Annotated in this window: 14 protein-coding genes; 12 read left to right on the forward strand and 2 right to left on the reverse strand. The window is 29.1% G+C overall.

The window, feature by feature from the left end; genetic code table 11:
• Positions 1–40 precede the first annotated feature (40 nt).
• Complete coding sequence (adhE, locus tag VN21_RS10140) at positions 41–2,713, reverse strand: bifunctional acetaldehyde-CoA/alcohol dehydrogenase (protein ID WP_046823162.1); 2,673 nt, start codon at positions 2,711–2,713, stop codon at positions 41–43.
• 381 nt (positions 2,714–3,094) lie between these two features.
• On the opposite strand from adhE, the gene VN21_RS10145 reads away from it, so the two are divergent.
• The 5 genes from VN21_RS10145 (at position 3,095) to VN21_RS10165 (ending at position 10,026) form a co-directional block, all read left to right on the forward strand.
• Positions 3,095–3,775 carry a nitrite/sulfite reductase domain-containing protein gene (locus tag VN21_RS10145; protein ID WP_046823163.1) on the forward strand — a complete coding sequence of 227 codons (681 nt, stop codon included), beginning with the start codon at positions 3,095–3,097 and terminating at the stop codon, positions 3,773–3,775.
• 259 nt (positions 3,776–4,034) lie between these two features.
• Positions 4,035–5,465 carry a glutamate:gamma-aminobutyrate antiporter gene (gadC, locus tag VN21_RS10150; protein WP_046823164.1) on the forward strand — a complete coding sequence of 477 codons (1,431 nt, stop codon included), beginning with the start codon at positions 4,035–4,037 and terminating at the stop codon, positions 5,463–5,465.
• A gap of 39 nt (positions 5,466–5,504) precedes the next feature.
• Positions 5,505–6,908, forward strand: coding sequence for a glutamate decarboxylase (locus tag VN21_RS10155; protein WP_046823165.1), 1,404 nt, complete (start codon positions 5,505–5,507; stop codon positions 6,906–6,908).
• Positions 6,909–7,159: 251 nt separating this feature from the next.
• Positions 7,160–8,575, forward strand: coding sequence for a glutamate:gamma-aminobutyrate antiporter (gene gadC / locus VN21_RS10160; protein WP_046823166.1), 1,416 nt, complete (start codon positions 7,160–7,162; stop codon positions 8,573–8,575).
• Positions 8,576–8,634: 59 nt separating this feature from the next.
• A complete protein-coding gene (locus tag VN21_RS10165) occupies positions 8,635–10,026 on the forward strand; it encodes a glutamate decarboxylase (RefSeq protein WP_046823167.1) in 1,392 nt (463 codons plus the stop codon).
• A 67-nt stretch (positions 10,027–10,093) separates the two neighbouring features.
• Here VN21_RS10165 and VN21_RS10170 read toward each other — a convergent pair whose 3' ends face one another.
• Complete coding sequence (locus VN21_RS10170) at positions 10,094–10,987, reverse strand: C39 family peptidase (RefSeq protein ID WP_046823168.1); 894 nt, start codon at positions 10,985–10,987, stop codon at positions 10,094–10,096.
• 205 nt (positions 10,988–11,192) lie between these two features.
• Between VN21_RS10170 and VN21_RS10175 the strand changes: the two genes are divergently transcribed.
• From VN21_RS10175 to nrdG, 7 genes are all read left to right on the forward strand, one after another.
• Positions 11,193–12,086 (forward strand): DUF2156 domain-containing protein, encoded by an 894-nt coding sequence (locus tag VN21_RS10175; RefSeq protein ID WP_046823169.1) that lies wholly within the window; start codon positions 11,193–11,195, stop codon positions 12,084–12,086.
• Between the two features lie 240 nt (positions 12,087–12,326).
• A complete protein-coding gene (locus VN21_RS10180) occupies positions 12,327–13,064 on the forward strand; it encodes a GDSL-type esterase/lipase family protein (RefSeq protein ID WP_046823170.1) in 738 nt (245 codons plus the stop codon).
• 15 nt (positions 13,065–13,079) lie between these two features.
• Positions 13,080–13,550: a DUF4358 domain-containing protein gene (locus tag VN21_RS10185; protein WP_052952038.1), complete on the forward strand. Its 471-nt coding sequence runs from the start codon at positions 13,080–13,082 to the stop codon at positions 13,548–13,550.
• A 17-nt stretch (positions 13,551–13,567) separates the two neighbouring features.
• Positions 13,568–14,974, forward strand: a complete 1,407-nt coding sequence (locus tag VN21_RS10190) for an MBOAT family O-acyltransferase (protein WP_046823171.1) — start codon at positions 13,568–13,570, stop codon at positions 14,972–14,974.
• A gap of 15 nt (positions 14,975–14,989) precedes the next feature.
• Positions 14,990–16,153, forward strand: coding sequence for a DHHW family protein (locus VN21_RS10195; RefSeq protein ID WP_226896695.1), 1,164 nt, complete (start codon positions 14,990–14,992; stop codon positions 16,151–16,153).
• Positions 16,154–16,416: 263 nt separating this feature from the next.
• Positions 16,417–18,546, forward strand: a complete 2,130-nt coding sequence (gene nrdD, locus VN21_RS10200) for an anaerobic ribonucleoside-triphosphate reductase (protein ID WP_046823172.1) — start codon at positions 16,417–16,419, stop codon at positions 18,544–18,546.
• A gap of 16 nt (positions 18,547–18,562) precedes the next feature.
• A partial coding sequence (gene nrdG, locus VN21_RS10205; protein ID WP_046823173.1) for an anaerobic ribonucleoside-triphosphate reductase activating protein occupies positions 18,563–19,044 on the forward strand: 482 nt, incomplete at its 3' end.

A 19,044-nucleotide genomic window follows, 5' to 3' on the forward strand; every position in this document is an offset into this window, starting at 1 on the left:
GAGGTTCTTTTTTATAATTAATAAATATGTATTTTAAAAATTAATCTAAAGCACAATTTAACTTACCTTCTAGGACTTCTTTTGCTACATTTGCATTTCCGTAATAAACATTTAAGTACATTTGTTTAATTTCGCTCATTAATGGATATCTAGGGTTAGCTCCAGTACATTGGTCATCGAATGCTTGCTCAACCATTTCATCTAAACTTTCTAAGAATGTAGCTTCATCTACACCCCAATCTTTTATAGTTTTAGGAATTCCAACAGTAGATTTTAATTCATCTATTTTAATTAATAGTTTATTAAATTTATCTTCATTTGAATTTCCGTTAATACCTATGAATGAAGCTATTTCAGAATATCTTTCTAAACATTGAGGATATTTATATTGAGGGAATATACCCATTTTTATAGGAGCAGAAGATACATTGAATTTTAACACTTCATTTATTAAAAGTGCATTCGCAACACCATGAGGTATATGGTGGAATGAACCTAATTTATGAGCCATAGAGTGGCAAACTCCTAAAAATGCATTAGCAAATGCCATACCTGCCATTGTAGAAGCGTTAGCCATTTTTTCTCTAGCTTCAGGATCAGTTGTTCCGTTTTCATAAGCTCTTGGAAGATATTCAAATATAGATTTAACAGCTTGAAGAGCTAAGCCATTTGTGTATTCAGTTGCCATCATAGATGCATAAGCTTCTAAAGCATGAGTTAAAGCGTCTATACCAGAAGCTGCAGTTAATCCTTTAGGCATACTCATCATTAAGTCAGAGTCTACTATAGCCATATTAGGCATTAATTGATAATCAGCTAAAGGATATTTGATTCCTGTATCTTGATCTGTTATAACTGCAAAAGGTGTAACCTCAGAACCGGTACCAGCAGAAGTTGGTATAGCTACGAAGTAAGCTTTTTCACCCATTGTAGGGAATTCATAAACTCTTTTTCTTATATCCATAAATCTCATAGCTAAGTCACCAAAGTCTATTTCTGGATGCTCGTACATTGTCCACATGATTTTACCTGCATCCATTGCACTACCACCACCTATGGAAATTATTACATCTGGTTTGAAGTCAGCCATAGCTTTAGCACCAGCTTTAGCAGTTTCTAATGTTGGGTCTGGCGCAACATCATAGAATGTATGATGTTTAATATTCATTTCATCCAATAAATTAGTTATAGGTTTTGTATATCCGTTTTGATAAAGGAAACCATCTGTAACTATAAAGGCTCTTTCTTTTTTTAGAACATGCTTAAGCTCCTGAAGAGCAACTCCTAAACAACCTTTTTTGAAATAAACTTTTTCTGGGGCTCTAAACCAAAGCATATTTTCTCTCCTTTCAGCTACAGTTTTTATATTTATTAAATGTTTAACACCTACATTTTCAGATACAGAGTTTCCTCCCCAAGAACCACATCCAAGTGTTAAAGATGGAGCTAATTTGAAGTTATATAAATCTCCTATACCACCTTGAGAAGCAGGAGTATTGACTAAAACTCTACAAGTTTTCATAGAATTTCTAAATTTTTCAAGTTTATCAGATTGAGTTATTGTATTTAAATATATAGAAGATGTATGACCTAAACCACCATCATATATAAGTTGATCTGCTTTAGATATTGCATCATCAAAGTTTTTAGCTTTATACATTGCAAGTACTGGAGATAATTTTTCGTGAGCAAAAGGTTCAGATATGTCAACTGACTCAACTTCACCAAGTAATATTTTAGATTCTTTAGGTATTGAAAGGCCAGCTAACTCAGCTATTTTATATGCAGGTTGACCTACTATATCTGCATTTAGACCTCCGTTTTTATTTAATAAAATACCTTTTACTTTTTCTATTTCAGATTTATTTAACAGGTAAGCACCACGTTTTACAAATTCAGATTTTACATTTTCATAAATGCTGTTTAAGACAATAACTGATTGTTCAGAAGCACATATCATACCATTATCAAATGTTTTTGAAAGTAGTATTGAATTTACAGCAGTTTCTATATCAGCGCTAGCATCTATTATTGCAGGGGTATTACCAGCTCCAACACCTATTGCTGGTTTACCAGAAGAGTATGCAGATTTTACCATACCAGGTCCACCAGTTGCTAATATAATATCAGCACTTTCCATTATAGTTGTTGTCATTTCAAGAGATGGTGCATCTATCCAACCGATAATCCCTTCTGGAGCACCTGCTTTTACAGCCGCTTCAAGAACTACTTTTGCAGCTTGAATAGTTGATTTTTTTGCTCTAGGATGAGGTGATATTATAATACCATTTCTAGTTTTTAGAGCAAGTAAAGTTTTAAATATTGCGGTTGAAGTTGGATTTGTAGTAGGAATTACAGCAGCAATAACACCTATCGGTTCCGCTATTTTAGTTATACCAAAAGCTGAATCTTCTTCTAAAATCCCGCAAGTTTTTACATTTTTATAAGTATTGTATATATATTCTGAAGCAAAGTGATTTTTTATAACTTTGTCTTCTACTATACCCATATTAGTTTCTTCATGTGCAATTTTTGCTAAAGGAAGTCTTTGTTGATTTGCAGCCATTGCTGCAGCTAAAAAGATTTTATCAACTTGTTCTTGAGTATAAGTTGAAAATATTTTTTGAGCTTTTTTGATTTGATCTAGTTTGATGGCCAAAGATTCAGGTCCATCAACTATTGATTGATTAGTTTTTAACAATTCTTGTTTCATTTATGTTCCCCCTTGGTTTAATTAAGTTGTAACATTTAAAAATGTATGCAACTTTTTATTGTTTAGTGATAAAATTTATTGAAGATTTTTATACAACTATAATTATTTTTATCGGGTGATATGACTTAATGTAATTCTTGACTGAGATAAATGTACTAGCTTGTTAAAAAATTAATTTGCTCTTCAAAAACATTTTAGCAAAAAAATCACAATAAGGAAAGGGAAAAATTGTTAAAAATAAAACTAAATTAAAAAATAAAACTGCAAACGTTATCTGGTTTTTTATATTAAGTTATAACGTATGTTACAGAATTAAATTAAATAAGTGGTTATAATAGGTATATGAATAAATTAAATTAATATTTTAAGGAGAGAGATTTTATGAGCAATTACGGAAACTTACAAAAAATTAAAGATGGAAAGCGAACTTATGCAATAACTCCACATATACCAGGAGGATTTGTTTTGCCTGAGACACTTATAAAAATAGCTGAAGTTGCAAAAAAATATAATGGTGTTCTTAAGTTAACATCTGGGCAAAGAATTTTAATAACAAATTTAAAGCAAGAAGATTTAGTAAGTATATGGAAAGATCTAGATATGGAACCAGCGGTTAAAAATCAAAACTCAGTTAAAAATGTAGAGATATGTCCTGCTAACTTTTGTAAACGTTCAAAATATCCAACTATAGGAATAGGAATGAAAATAAGTAAAAACTTTCATGGAATGATACTTCCAAATAGAACTAAAATCGGTGTTGCAGGGTGTAGAAATGCTTGTACTAGTGTGTATTCTAAAGATATAGGTGTATTAGTAGATATAGATGGAAAGTTTTTTGTAACAGCTGGTGGTAGTGCTGGGTTTTATCCAAGAAGTGCAGATATAATAACTAAGGGATTAACTGAGGAAGAAGCTTATAACTTAGTAAAAACAATACTTGAATATTATAATGAGCATGGTCAAATGGGAGAAAAACTAGGAGACTTTATGGATAGAATAAGTATTGAAAAGTTTAGAAAAGATGTCTTACAAAGTTTAAATTTAAAAGAGATTTTAGAGTAGCAAGCTGAACTGCTACTCTTTTTTATGCTTAATAAAATTGAGATTACAAAAAACTATGGGAAGCTATGAAACTTAAAATATAATTATTATCTGCTAAGAATGAATTTTTAGATTTTTACAACATTTACCAAATATGTTTTGATATAAAAATACGGGGTATCTAATTAATACAAACACGGGTGATACCAAAGGGTCTAGGGATAGTAACCCGGTATTATTAGGTGAACTTATAAAAATTAAATATCAGGAGATGATTAAGATGAAACAGGCACAAGCTGCCAAAAAAAATTCACTTAGCTTATTCGCATTCTTTGCAATGACCGCATCAATGGTTATGACAGTTTACGAATATCCTACATTTGCTACATCAGGATTTAATTTAGTATTCTTCTTATTACTAGGAGGTATATTATGGTTCTTACCAGTAGCACTATGTGCAGCAGAGATGGCTACTGTTGAAGGATGGCAAGAAGGAGGAGTTTTTGCTTGGGTTGGAAATACTTTAGGTGAAAGATTCGGATTTGCAGCGATATTTTTCCAATGGTTTCAAATTACAGTTGGATTTGTAACAATGATTTATTTTATATTAGGTTGTGTTTCATACATATTCGATTGGAATGCATTAAATAATGTTCCGGTTATTAAGTTTATTGGAGTATTAGTGATATTCTGGTTATTAACGTTTTCGCAACTAGGAGGTACAAAAAACACAGCTAAAATAGCAAAAGCTGGATTTGTATTTGGTATATTAATACCAGCAATAATCTTATTTGGATTATCAATAGCATACATAGTACAAGGAAATCCTATAGATGTAAAAATAGGGGCTCAATATTTTGTACCAGATTTTTCAAAAGTAAATACATTAGTTATTTTCGTATCATTTATATTAGCATATATGGGTGTTGAAGCATCAGCATCACATGTAAATGAGCTAGATAATGCTAAAAAGAACTATCCATTAGCTATGATTATATTAGTTATATTAGCTATAGTACTTAATACAATTGGTGGATTAACAGTTGCAGCAGTAGTTCCACAAAGTCAATTAAGTTTAAGTGCAGGAGTTGTTGAAACATTTAAAGCTTTAATATTACACTTTGCACCTCATAGTACATGGGTTGTAAAATTAATAGCTATATTATTAGCACTAGGAGTTATGGGGGAAGTTAGTGCATGGGTTGTTGGACCATCAAGGGGTATGTATGCAGCAGCTCAAAAAGGCATATTACCAAAATCACTAACTAAAACCAATGAACATGATGTTCCTGTAAACTTAGTTTTCGTACAAGGGATAATAGTTACAATATGGGCAGCTGTTCTTACTTTCGGTGGTGGAGGAAATAATGTATCATTCCTTACAGCTATATCATTAACAGTTGTTATATATCTAGTTGGATATTTATTATTCTTTATAGCTTACTTTACATTAGTACTTAAAAAAGATAATTTAAAACGTTCTTACCATGTACCTGGTGGAAAAACATTTAAATTAATAGTTGCAGCATGTGGATTTGCAACATCAATATTTGCATTAGTAATTTCATTTGTTCCATCAAATCAATTAAATGCAAAAAGTGCTCACGAATACTTAACTATATTAATAGTAAGTTTTGTAATTACAGTTTTAATACCATTTGTAATATATGCTATTACATCTAAAAAAAGAGAAGTTAAAACAACAAAATAATAAGATTATTAAAAAAATACATTTAGGGAGGTTTTTAAAATGTTATATGGTAGAAAAAATCAATTAGGAGATAGTTATGATACTCCAATATTTGGGACAACAGAATCTGGCTCTAGCGTGCCAAAAGATGTTTTAGGGAAAGATTCTATTGCTCCAAATTTAGCTTACAGATTAATTAAAGATGAGTTAATGAATGAAGGAAATGCAAGACTTAACTTAGCAACATTCTGTCAAACATATATGGAAGATGAAGCAACAAAACTTATGGCAGAAACATTAGAAAAAAATGCTATAGACAAATCTGAATACCCACAAACAACAGAAATGGAAAACAGATGTGTAAATATGATAGCAAACTTATGGAATTCACCAAAAGAATTAAATTATATAGGAACATCAACAGTAGGATCATCAGAAGCATGTATGCTTGGTGGTATGGCTATGAAATTTAGATGGAGAAACAGAGCAGAAAAATTAGGAATAGATACAACAAAGAGAAAACCAAACTTAGTAGTATCATCAGGATTCCAAGTTTGTTGGGAAAAATTCTGTGTATACTGGGATATAGAAATGCGTTTAGTACCAATGGATGAAGAACATATGAGCTTAAACGTGGGTAAAGTTTTAGATTATGTGGATGACTACACAATAGGTGTTGTAGCATTACAAGGTATAACATATACAGGAAAATTTGATGATATAAAAGCATTAGATGCATTACTTGAAGAACACAATAAAACAGCAAAAATAAGTGTACCAATACATGTAGATGCAGCATCAGGTGGATTATTTACACCATTTATAGATCCAGATATGGAATGGGATTTTAGATTGAAAAATGTAGTATCAATAAGTACATCAGGACATAAATACGGATTAGTATACCCAGGTATAGGATGGGTAATATGGAAAGATGAAGAGTACTTACCAAAAGAATTAATATTTGAAGTAAGTTACTTAGGAGGATCAATGCCAACGATGGCAATAAACTTCTCAAGATCAGCAAGTCAAGTAATAGGACAATACTATAACTTCTTAAGACTTGGATTTGAAGGATACAGAGAAATACATCAACGTACAAAAGATGTAGCTATGTACTTATCTGATGAAATAGAGAAAACAGGATTATTCAAAATTTATAATAATGGAGAAAATTTACCAATAGTATGTTATAGATTGATTGATAATGCTAATGTGGAATGGACATTATACGACCTAGCAGATAGATTAGCAATGAAAGGATGGCAAATACCAGCATATCCATTACCAATTAACCTAGATAAAACAATAATACAACGTATAGTATGTAGAGCAGACTTAAGTCATGATATGGCTGAATTATTTATAAGAGATTTAAAAACAGCTATAAAAGATTTAAATGATGCAAATGTATTAGTTCATGGTAAAGAACCAGAAAACAAAGTGTACGGATTTACTCACTAATATAAAAAATATAGTATAGATTGAAAAAGTCTTAGTATTATTTAAATAATACTAAGACTTTTTTTATTGTTTGTTAAATTGAAGGCTAATGAAGCTTAAATTGCAAAATAAAAATAAAATGAAACTTTTTTTGCAAAAAAAGTTTAATAGGATTATAATAGGGTAAATATACAATATAAAATTAAGAAATTATTTTAGGCCTATGATAATTTACATTGAGAAGAATTAAGACAAAATAGGAGATGATTGACATGAAAGAAGAAAACGCAGCTAGAGGTAATTCACTTACTTTGTTTGCATTCTTCGCAATGACTGCATCAATGGTTATGACTGTATATGAGTATCCTACATTTGCTACATCAGGATTTAATTTAGTATTTTTCCTTTTACTTGGAGGAATATTATGGTTTTTACCTGTAGCATTGTGTGCAGCAGAAATGGCCACAGTTGATGGCTGGCAAGAAGGTGGAATATTTGCTTGGGTTGGAAATACTTTAGGAGAAAGATTCGGATTTGCAGCGATATTTTTTCAATGGTTCCAAATAACAGTTGGATTTGTAACAATGATTTATTTTATATTAGGTTGTGTTTCATATATATTCAACTGGAATGCATTAAACAATGTTCCTGTTTTAAAATTTATAGCAGTTTTAGTTATATTCTGGGGATTAACATTAACACAATTAGGTGGAACAAAGAATACTGCTAAAATAGCAAAAGCTGGATTTATACTTGGAATAGCTATACCAGCAATAATATTATTTGGAATATCTATAGCTTATTTAGTACAAGGTAATCCAATTGATGTAAAGATAGGAGCTAGATATTTTGTTCCTGACTTTTCAAAAGTAAATACATTAGTTGTTTTTGTATCATTTATACTAGCATATATGGGAGTTGAAGCATCAGCATCACATGTAAATGAATTAGAGAATTCAAAACGCAATTATCCATTAGCTATGATTATATTAGTTATAGTAGCTATAGTACTTAACACAATTGGAGGATTAACAGTTGCAGCTGTAATTCCACAAGGTGATTTAAATTTAAGTTCAGGAGTAGTTGATACTTTTAAAGTTTTAATACTACATTTTATACCAAATGGAACATGGATTGTAAAATTAATAGCATTACTATTAGCATTAGGTGTAATGGGTGAAGTTAGTGCATGGGTTGTAGGACCTTCAAGAGGTATGTATATAGCAGCTCAAAAAGGAATTTTACCAAAATCATTAACTAAAACTAATAAACATGATGTTCCAGTAAACTTAGTTTTTGTACAAGGGATAGTAGTTACAATATGGGCAGCGGTTCTTACACTTGGCGGTGGAGGAGACAATGTTTCATTTCTTACAGCTATATCACTAACAGTAGTTATATATTTAGTAGGATATTTACTATTCTTCATAGGGTACTTTAAATTAATACTAAAAAGAGATGATTTAAAACGTTCTTATCAAGTTCCTGGTGGAAAAATATTTAAATTAATAGTTGCCGCATGCGGTTTCTTAACTTCAATATTTGCATTGATTATATCATTTTTCCCACCAAGTCAGTTAGTTGGTAAGAGTATACATGAATATTTAACTATATTAAGTGTAAGTTTTGTAGTAACAGTATTAATACCTTTTGTAATATATTCAATTACATGTAAGAAGAGTAGATAATATAAATAAAATTAATTAATAAAAAAGACAAGCATTGTAATTCAGGGAGGTTTTTCAAAATGTTATTTAAAAAAGAAGATGATTATAGTACACCAGTGTTTGGGACAATAGAGTCTGGCTCTAATATTCCAAAAGACGTAATAGGGAAAGATTCTATTGCTCCAAACATAGCGTATAGATTAATAAAAGACGAGTTAATGAATGAAGGTAATGCAAGACTTAACTTAGCGACATTCTGTCAAACATATATGGAAGAGGAAGCAACACAACTTATGGCAGAAACATTAGAAAAAAATGCTATAGATAAATCTGAATATCCACAAACAACAGAAATGGAAAATAGATGTGTTGATATGATAGCAAACTTATGGAATGCACCAAAAGAGTTAAGCTATATAGGAACATCAACAGTAGGATCATCAGAAGCATGTATGCTTGGTGGTATGGCTATGAAATTTAGATGGAGAAACAGAGCAGAAAAATTAGGAATAGATACAACAAAGAAAAAACCAAACTTAGTAGTATCTTCAGGATATCAAGTTTGTTGGGAAAAATTCTGTGTATACTGGGATATAGAGATGCGTACTGTACCAATGGATGAAGAACATATGAGTTTAGATATAGACAAAGTTTTAGATTATGTAGATGACTATACAATTGGTATAGCAGCATTACTTGGAATAACATATACAGGGAAATTTGATGACATAAAAGCATTAGATGCATTAATTGAAGAATACAATAAAACAGCAAAAATAAGTGTACCAATACATGTAGATGCTGCATCAGGTGGATTATTTACACCATTTATAGATCCTGAACTTGAGTGGGACTTTAGATTAAAAAATGTAGTATCAATAAGTACATCAGGACATAAATACGGATTAGTATACCCAGGTATAGGATGGGTAATATGGAAAGATGAAGAGTACTTACCAAAAGAATTAATATTTGAAGTAAGTTACTTAGGAGGATCAATGCCAACGATGGCAATAAACTTCTCAAGATCAGCAAGTCAAGTAATAGGACAATATTACAACTTCTTAAGACTTGGATTTGAAGGATATAGACAAATACATCAACGTACAAAAGATGTAGCGATGTACCTATCTAAAGAAATTGAAAATACAGGATTATTTAAGATATACAATGATGGTGAAAATTTACCTATAGTATGTTATAGATTAAGAAATGAAGATGCTGTACAATGGACATTATATGATTTAGCAGATAGATTAGCAATGAAAGGATGGCAAATACCAGCATATCCATTACCTGTTAATCTAGATAAAGTTATAATACAACGTATAGTATGTAGAGCAGATTTAAGTTATGACATGGCTGAATTATTTATAAGAGACTTAAATACAGCTATAGATGATTTAAATAAAGCAACTATATTAGTTCATGGTAAAAAAGCAGAAAATAAAAAATATGGTTTTACTCATTAATTATATAAAAAGAAGCTAATTCAATTGAATTAGCTTCTTTTTATATAAATCAATATAAGTATTAGACTTAAACGCTAAATGCCCATACATTTTTAGCTTCTTTTAAAAATACGTCAACATCCCAAGTTTTGCTACTTCTTTCTTTACTATCAGAGTCATTAACTATTATTTTTCCGTCATCAGTAACACCAGTTAATACAATATAATGGCCTTCTGTTGTAAAATGACCGGGTCCCATGGTTGCTATAACTGGATTTCCTTTTTCAAGGTTTGAGATAATGATTGAAGCACTTAAAGGTATAACTTTGCCTTTAAGGCCTAGTTTTTTAGCTCCATCAGTCATTAATGACCAAGCTGTACCAACACCATCTACTAGATATCCGTTTTTAACACTAAAGTTTTCAATATATTTTGGACTTAAGTTTTCATTTCCAGTAAGACCTACAGCAACCATTGATAGGGCTGTTGGACCACAACCATTAATTGCGAAATAATCAGGACCATATTTATCATAACCCCATCTTTCATCCCATTGCATGTATAAAGGTATTTCGCCTTTTGTATAACTTCCTTCAACAGGTGTTGATACTTCAGTTTGTCCACCTTTATGATTTACAAAGTCAGCGACAAAATCTATTGTTTCAGGTTTTTTAGATGCCATGACTAAAAACTCAGGAGGATACTCACTTGGATTTTTTAGTATTTCATAAATTTTAGGATACACAGGAGCTAAGTCTATTAATTTTTGAATTACAGGATCTTTTGATTCAAGTAATTCCTTAGACAACTCAACAGTTTTTGGGCTTGCATATCCAACTGTGCTTGAAAATGCATTTGATACTTCTTTATATCCTATAAATATACCTAATGATAATACTATGGGTAAAGCAATAAGTTTAACTTTTTGCTTGTTTAGTTTTTGCTTCTTTTTTACGCTATGTTTTCCTTTTGCATAAGCCAATTTCTAATCCTCTCCTCTAATGTATAAAATCAAGTCTAATATAATTATACAACTTTAAATTAAATACAATATAACAAAACTGTAACAAATTTTTTTGATAAATAAATTGACAATTTCAAACATGGTTACGAAAAAGTAACTAATTAATTAAATCAATTAAATTTGATATAATGTAATATATGATATATTGATTTGGAGGTAATTTATTGTGTTTAAGGATATAGAAATAGATTGTAAAAACATATTAGATAAATATTTTGATTTAGTTGATTACGAAGCATGTGAGTATTGCTTTACTACATTATATATGTGGAAAGATTTATATAATACAAAGTACTATGTTGAAGAGGATTTTGCTATAGTTGCAGGAGAATATGAAAACAAAGGTTTTATAATATTGCCTTTAGCTAAAAAAGAAAATATGAATAAAGCTTTTGATTTTATAATTAAAAACTTTGAGAAACAACACAAACAAATTCATTTAAAAGCTATAAATAAAGAAGTCGTTGAATACTTACAAAGTGTTTATGGAGATAGATTCGAATATATTGAAGAACGCAACAATTTTGATTATATATATGATGGAGAAAGTCTAAGAACTTTAGCAGGAAGAAAAAATCAAAAGAAAAGAAACCACCTAAATAGTTTTGTTAAAGAATATGGTGATAGAGTAGAATATAAAAAGTTAGAAGAAGCAGACTTTGATGAATGTATAAATTTATTAAAAGAGTGGTCAAAAGATAAAGAGGAAAGTATAGAACTAGATAGTGAATTTAAAGCAATAAAAAGAATATTTAAGAATTATGAAAAATTAAAAGAGACATTAAAGATAAGTGGTATATATATTGACTCTAAATTAGAAGCATTTTCTATTGGAGAAATGTTAAATGATAATATGGCGGTAATACATGTTGAAAAAGCAAATGCAGATATAAGAGGGTTGTACCCTTATATTAACCAACAGTTCTTATTAAATGAATTTAGTGATGTTGAATTTGTTAATAGAGAAGAAGATTTAGGGATAGAAGGTCTTAGAAAAGCAAAGCTTTCATATCATCCAGTTAAATTTGCTGAAAAATATACTGTAATAGAAAAATAAAATGTTAAATTATTGAAATTAAGGCATTGTCATAGAAATTGGCAATGCCTTTTGTTATTATAATATCATGTCGAATGAAAAAATAATATGTCGAAAATAATTACAAAACTGTAAAAAAAAATTATACAAAAAAATGGAAGAAAAAGAGTATAATATATAATTATTTTATATGGTAAGAAATTTAATATTATATGTAAGAAAGAAGTGACACTTATGAGGAAAATTTTATATGTTCGTACTATGAAAATTGTGTTGATCGGAGGCGCTATATTAATTTTATTAGGCTTTGCGAGGCATATATATAAAATCAAATTCGGCCAAGCAGAAGTAAATCCGGAAAAAGGCGTAGCTAAAATAAAAGAATTAGAATCAGAAGATATATCAAGTATAAGAAATGAAATTGAAAAAAATAGCGACGACAGTTCGAATATAGATGAAAACAAAGATAATGCAAACTTTGAAAAAGTATTTGATGATTCTGTAATAATGGGGGACTCAAGAGGTGAGGGACTAACAGAATATGGTTTTTTAAGTCCATCATCAGTTGTAGCATATAAAGGAAGAAATGTAATACAGGCAAAAGGAGATGTATCAGAAGTTGTTAACCTTTCACCTAGTAATGTGTTTTTAACTTATGGAATGAATGATTTACAATTGTTTAGTAACTCTAAGGACTTTATTAATAACTATGAAATACTTATAAAAGACATTGAACGAAAATTACCGAGTTCTAAAATATATGTAACTTCTATAATACCAACAACTCAAGCAGCTATGGAAAAAGAGCATAGTTTTAAGAATGTATATAGTTTTAATAAGGCGTTAGAAGGTATGTGTAAGGCTTTAAATGTAGAGTTTATCGATGTTAATGATAGCGTTAACTCAAAAAGCAACTTATATGCGCCGGATGGTATACATTTTAGTCCTAAATTTTATAATGGTTATTTAAATATGTTAAAAATTAAGACTAATTTATAGATAGGAGTGAGTATTTTGAGAAAGTTTAAAAAGTGTATTTTGACTCTTAGTTTTGTATGTACGATGTTTATTGTTAGTGGATGTGGAATAAATAATGATAAATCTGCTAGAAGTATAACTGAAGATATTAGCAAAACTGTTAATTTAAACAATATGGAAAAAAGTGATAGCAAATCTTTAAGAAGATTTTTTGGTTTAAACTCTAGCGAGTTTGAAGATTTTTCAATATACATACCTAAATCTACTATGGATGTAGAAGAGATGCTTGTGATAAAAGTAAAGGATAAGGGGCAAATTCAAGGAATAGAAGATGCTATAGATAGTAGAGTTAATAAACAAATTGAAAGTTTTAGTGGATATGGACCAAAACAAGTAGCATTACTTCAAGATTACGAAGTCAAAGATAAAGGTAACTTTGTATTTTATGCAGTTTCAAAGGATTTAGATAAACTGACTGATTCATTTAAAGAAAGTATCAAAAATTAAAAAAGAGAGGTAAACAAATGGTTTTTAGTAGTATAGTATTTTTATTTACTTTTTTACCTATAACCTTAACTCTATATTACATTTCGCCTAGAAAAATGAAAAATATAGTACTGTTGTTAATTAGTTTGATTTTTTATGCATGGGGAGAGCCTGTATATGTTTTTCTCATGATGTTTACTACTGTATTTGATTATTTAATAGGGTTACTTATAAATAAATATAGAAGAAATAAGATTAAATCTAAACGAATATTTATATTTGCGGTTTTAGTGAATTTAGGTATATTAGGTTTTTTCAAATATTATGGATTTTTAATTGAAAATATAAATGGCATATTTTCTTTAAATATTGGATACAATCAGCTACCACTTCCAATAGGTATATCATTTTATACGTTTCAAACATTATCATATGTTATTGATGTGTATTTAAATAAGGTAAAAGTTCAAAAAAGCTTAATATCGTTTGGCCTTTATGTAACGATGTTTCCACAGTTAGTTGCAGGTCCTATTGTTAGATATACAGATATAGATTACCAACTAAAATACAGAACTCATAGTATGAACAAGTTTGGGGAAGGTGTAGATAGATTTATACAAGGTCTTTCTAAAAAGGTGTTACTTGCTAACAATATAGGTATGATATTTACAAGTATACAACAATATGATGCAAGTGAAATATCTGTTTTAACGGCTTGGCTTGCGATAGGTGCATATACTTTGCAACTATACTTTGACTTTAGTGGATATTCTGATATGGCAATAGGTCTTGGTAAAATGCTAGGATTTGATTTTATTGAGAACTTTAATTATCCATACATATCTAAAAGTGTTACTGAATTTTGGAGAAGATGGCATATATCCTTAGGAAGTTGGTTTAGAGAATATGTTTATATACCTTTAGGTGGTAATAGATGTAGTACTATATTCCAACTTAGAAATTTATGTATAGTATGGTTTCTTACAGGACTATGGCATGGAGCTGATTGGAACTTTATATTATGGGGCTTATACTATGGATTGATTTTAATGATAGAGAAGTTTTTATTAAAAAATATATTAGAGAAAATGCCTGGCTTTATCCAACATATATACACAATGGTACTAGTTATGATTGGATGGACATTTTTTGGAATTGAAAGTATACAAAAATCTTTGGAATACATAAAAGTAATGTTTTTCTTAAATGGAAATAAAATAATAGATTCAACATTTATTTATTATTTACATACAAACTTAATTCTTTTAATAATTTTAATATTATGTTCTACACCTATAGTTAATAAGGTATTTAAAAAAATTATTCAAAATGGAAAAATGGAAGGTGTTACATTGACTGTAATAATTCAATTTGTTTTGTTATTTTTAAGCATAGCATATTTAGTAAATGAAACATATAATCCTTTCTTATACTTTAGATTCTAATAAGGGGTGAGGACTTTGAAATTTACAAAAAAAAATAATCGTAAGTATATAAATGCATATTCAAAATTGATGGCAATAATGTTTTTAGTAACTATATTTTCATTTGTAGGTCTTAATTTACTAGTTAAGGATAAACAGTTTTCAGAAAATGAGAATAGACTTCTAGAACAAAAGCCTAAATTTACACTAGATAGATTATTTGAAGGTAGATATACAAAAAAATACGAAAAATATACTATTGATCAAATGGTTGGAAGAGATAAATTTATTCAAATTAAAACTAAAGCTGACGACCTCATGGGTAAAAATAGTGAAAACGGTGTATTTAAATGTGATGATGGGTATTTAATAGAAAGTTTTGGAAAACCAAATGAAGAGTATTTAAATGCTAATATAGAAGCTATAAATAAGTTTGCGAATAAACATAAGGATATGAAGACAAGTATGTTAATAGCACCAACTGCTGTTAATATACTAGATGATAAATTACCAGCATTTGCTCCTGTTTATAATCAAGATGAATATTTAAATAAACTATCAAAATCTATTGATAACAAAATAGATTTTATAAATGTATCAAGTGAAATGAAAAAACATAAAGATGAATATATATATTATAAAACGGATCACCACTGGACTACATTAGGTGCATATTATGCTTTTTTAGATTTTGCTAAGCTATCAGGGTTAAAATCTGAATCCAATAGTTATGACAAGTACAGAGTTTCAAATGAGTTTTATGGAACACTATATTCAAAGAGCGGGTACAAAGTAAAGCCTGATCAAGTTGATATATATACACCTAAAGATAAAAATGATCAAGTGATAGTAGAATATAAAGAAGAAAAGAAAAAATCTCCTACTATATATGATAGTGAAGCATTGAAAAAAAAGGATAAGTATGAAGTTTTCTTAGGTGGAAATCATCCAGTTGTAGATATAAAAACTACAAGTGAAAGTGATAAAACCTTGCTACTAATAAAAGATTCTTATGCAAATAGCTTTGTTCAATTTTTAACTCCATTTTACAAAGAGATTATAATGGTAGATCCAAGATATTATTATGAAGATATAGAAAAATTGATTAAAGAAAAGAATGTTACGGATTTACTTTACTTATATAATGCAAATACATTTTTTAATGATTCATCATTAGCGCCAGTATTAAATAACATATAAAATTTAAAAATAAAAAAATAAAAAAAGAAACTGTATCTAGAGTGTAGATTTAGAGCGGTTTCTTTTAAATTTTTATGAGAAAATTTAAAAAATATGGGTATTAACCAACTTGAATATATACTATATATGGTATAGAATGGACTATGTGCTTACTACATATAGTATGAAAAATGCTTATATGAACAACATAAAATTATAAAAGTCAATACTTTTGTAGAATAAAATTTAATCAATCAATATGTATTAGACAAAAGGAGAGTTTTATGAATAAACAATTAAATATAATTAAAAGAGATGGCAGTATTGTAAAATTTGATAAAACAAAAATAGAAAATGCAATACTAAAAGCTATGAAGTACGGAAGTGGAATATATGAAGAAGAAATGGCTAAAGAAATAGCCGATGAAATTGAATTAAGTTTTAATCAAACAAAAGACGTAGCAACTGTTAATAAGGTTGAAGATATGGTTTATAAAAATTTAATAAATCATAAACATGAATTAACAGCTAAAGCATATGAGGGGTATAGAGCAGTTCAATCATTTAAAAGAGAAGTTAATACTACAGATGATAGTATTTTAGGTCTTTTAGATAACAGTAATGAAGATGTTATGAATGAAAATTCTAATAAAAATGGTTTATTAGCTTCAACTCAAAGAGATTTAATAGCTGGGGAAGTATCAAAAGATATAGCTAGAAGAAAGTTAATTCCAGCTCATATAGCACATGCTCATGATGAGGGAGTTCTTCATTACCATGATATGGATTATGCTATACAACCTATTCATAACTGTATGCTTATAAACTTAGAAGATATGTTAAATAATGGTACAGTAATAAGTAATAAGTTAGTTGAATCACCAAAGTCATTCACTACAGCTTGTACAGTTACTACACAGATAATAGCTCAAATTGCTAGTGGGCAGTATGGAGGTAACTCTATAACTATAAAACATATTGCTCCATTTTTAAGAGTTTCATATGATAAATATTTAAACAAATATAAGGATAAGTATCCAGAAGAAATGGCTAAAGATTTAGCTGAAGATAGAATGTTAGAAGAGTTAAAAAACGGAATTCAAACTATAAGATATCAACTATCTACATTATATACAAGTAATGGTCAATCTCCATTCTCAACTATTTACTTAGAAATTGAAGAAGGTAGTGAGTATGAAAGAGAAATGGCTTTAATTTGTGAGGAAATGATAGCTCAAAGACTAGAAGGAATGAAAAACTACAAAGGGCAAGAAGTAGGAGAAGAGTTCCCTAAGTTAGTTTATCTATTAGATGAGCACAATTGCTTAGAAGGTGGTAAATACGACTACATTACTAAATTAGCAGCTAAATGTAATACAAAGAGATTAGTACCTGATTATCAAAGTGCGAAAATAATGAAAAAAAATTACGAAGGAAACACATTCCCACCAATGGGATGTAGGTCACACTTGAGTCCATGGAAGGACGAGAATGGAAATTATAAATGGTATGGAAGATTTAACCAAGGTGTAATTTCTTTAAACTTAGTGCAAGTTGCATTAACAGCAAATCAAGATATGGAGAAGTTCTGGGAGGTATTAGATGAAAGATTAGAACTTTGTAGAGAAGCTCTAATGGTTAGACATGATTTATTAAAAGGTGTAATATCAGATGTATCACCTATACATTGGCAACATGGTGGTATAGCAAGACTTAAAAAAGGAGAAAAAATAGATTCATTATTAGAAAATGGATACTCAACTCTTTCTTTAGGTTATGTTGGTGTGTATGAAATGACACAAGCTATGCTTGGAGTTAGCCATACTACTAAAGATGGTGAAAAATTTGCACTTGAAGTAATGAACCACTTAAATAACACTTGCCAAAAATGGAAGGATGAAACTGGTCTTGGATTTGGATTATATGGAACTCCAGGAGAAAGTTTAACTTCAAGATTTTGTAGAATAGATAAACAAAAATTTGGAGAGATAAAAAATGTTACAGATAGAATGTATTACACGAATTCATATCATGTTCATGTAAGCGAAGAGATAGATGCTTTTGAAAAGTTAAAATTTGAAAGTCAGTTCCATGATATAAGTTTAGGTGGATGTATAAGTTATATAGAAGTTCCTGATATGAGTAAAAACTTACCTGCAGTAGAACAAATAATAAATTATATATACCATAATATACAATATGCCGAGATAAACACTAAACCTGATATTTGTTATTCTTGTGGTTATACAGGAGAAATAAAGTTAGATAAAGATTTAGAATGGTATTGCCCTAATTGTGGAAATAGAGATAAAAATGAAATGCAAGTTATGAGAAGAACTTGTGGATATATAGGTGCAAATATGTGGGGAAAAGGACGTACACAGGAAATAGGCGAAAGAGTTTTACATCTATAAGGTTGGAGTGATGAAAATGAGATTTTCTAAAATAAAAGATAATGATATAGCTAATGGATTAGGGATAACTATGTCTTTTTGGACTCAAGGATGCCCACATCATTGTAAAGGATGTTTTAATAAAGAGACATGGGACTTTGATGGAGGACAAGAATTTAAGCAAGAAAACTTAGATTATATTATAGAAAACATAAATAAAAATAATATATATAGAGATTTAGCAATATTAGGAGGAGAACCATTATGTCCTCAAAATGTTGAAGGTGTAATTAGTTTATGTAGAGAATTTAAAAGTCATTATCCAAATAAACTTATATATTTATGGACAGGATACACTGTAGAAAAATTTAATGAAAATCAAAGAAAGATTTTAAATTATATAGATATATTAATAGATGGACAATTTGACGAAGAACGAAAAAATTTATCTATAAAGTTAAGAGGTTCTTCTAATCAAAGAGTTATAGATGTAAAAAAATATTTAGATAAAAATGAAAT

The organism is Paraclostridium benzoelyticum (assembly GCF_001006285.1).
Taxonomy (GTDB): domain Bacteria; phylum Bacillota; class Clostridia; order Peptostreptococcales; family Peptostreptococcaceae; genus Paraclostridium; species Paraclostridium benzoelyticum.

Coding starts and splice junctions, on each gene's coding strand:
- gadC (WP_046823164.1), top strand. CDS start 4,035: ATGAAACAGGCACAAGCTGCCAAAAAAAATTCACTTAGCTTATTCGCA.
- adhE (WP_046823162.1), bottom strand. CDS start 2,713: ATGAAACAAGAATTGTTAAAAACTAATCAATCAATAGTTGATGGACCT.
- VN21_RS10165 (WP_046823167.1), top strand. CDS start 8,635: ATGTTATTTAAAAAAGAAGATGATTATAGTACACCAGTGTTTGGGACA.
- VN21_RS10145 (WP_046823163.1), top strand. CDS start 3,095: ATGAGCAATTACGGAAACTTACAAAAAATTAAAGATGGAAAGCGAACT.
- VN21_RS10190 (WP_046823171.1), top strand. CDS start 13,568: ATGGTTTTTAGTAGTATAGTATTTTTATTTACTTTTTTACCTATAACC.
- nrdD (WP_046823172.1), top strand. CDS start 16,417: ATGAATAAACAATTAAATATAATTAAAAGAGATGGCAGTATTGTAAAA.
- VN21_RS10155 (WP_046823165.1), top strand. CDS start 5,505: ATGTTATATGGTAGAAAAAATCAATTAGGAGATAGTTATGATACTCCA.
- VN21_RS10180 (WP_046823170.1), top strand. CDS start 12,327: ATGAAAATTGTGTTGATCGGAGGCGCTATATTAATTTTATTAGGCTTT.
- gadC (WP_046823166.1), top strand. CDS start 7,160: ATGAAAGAAGAAAACGCAGCTAGAGGTAATTCACTTACTTTGTTTGCA.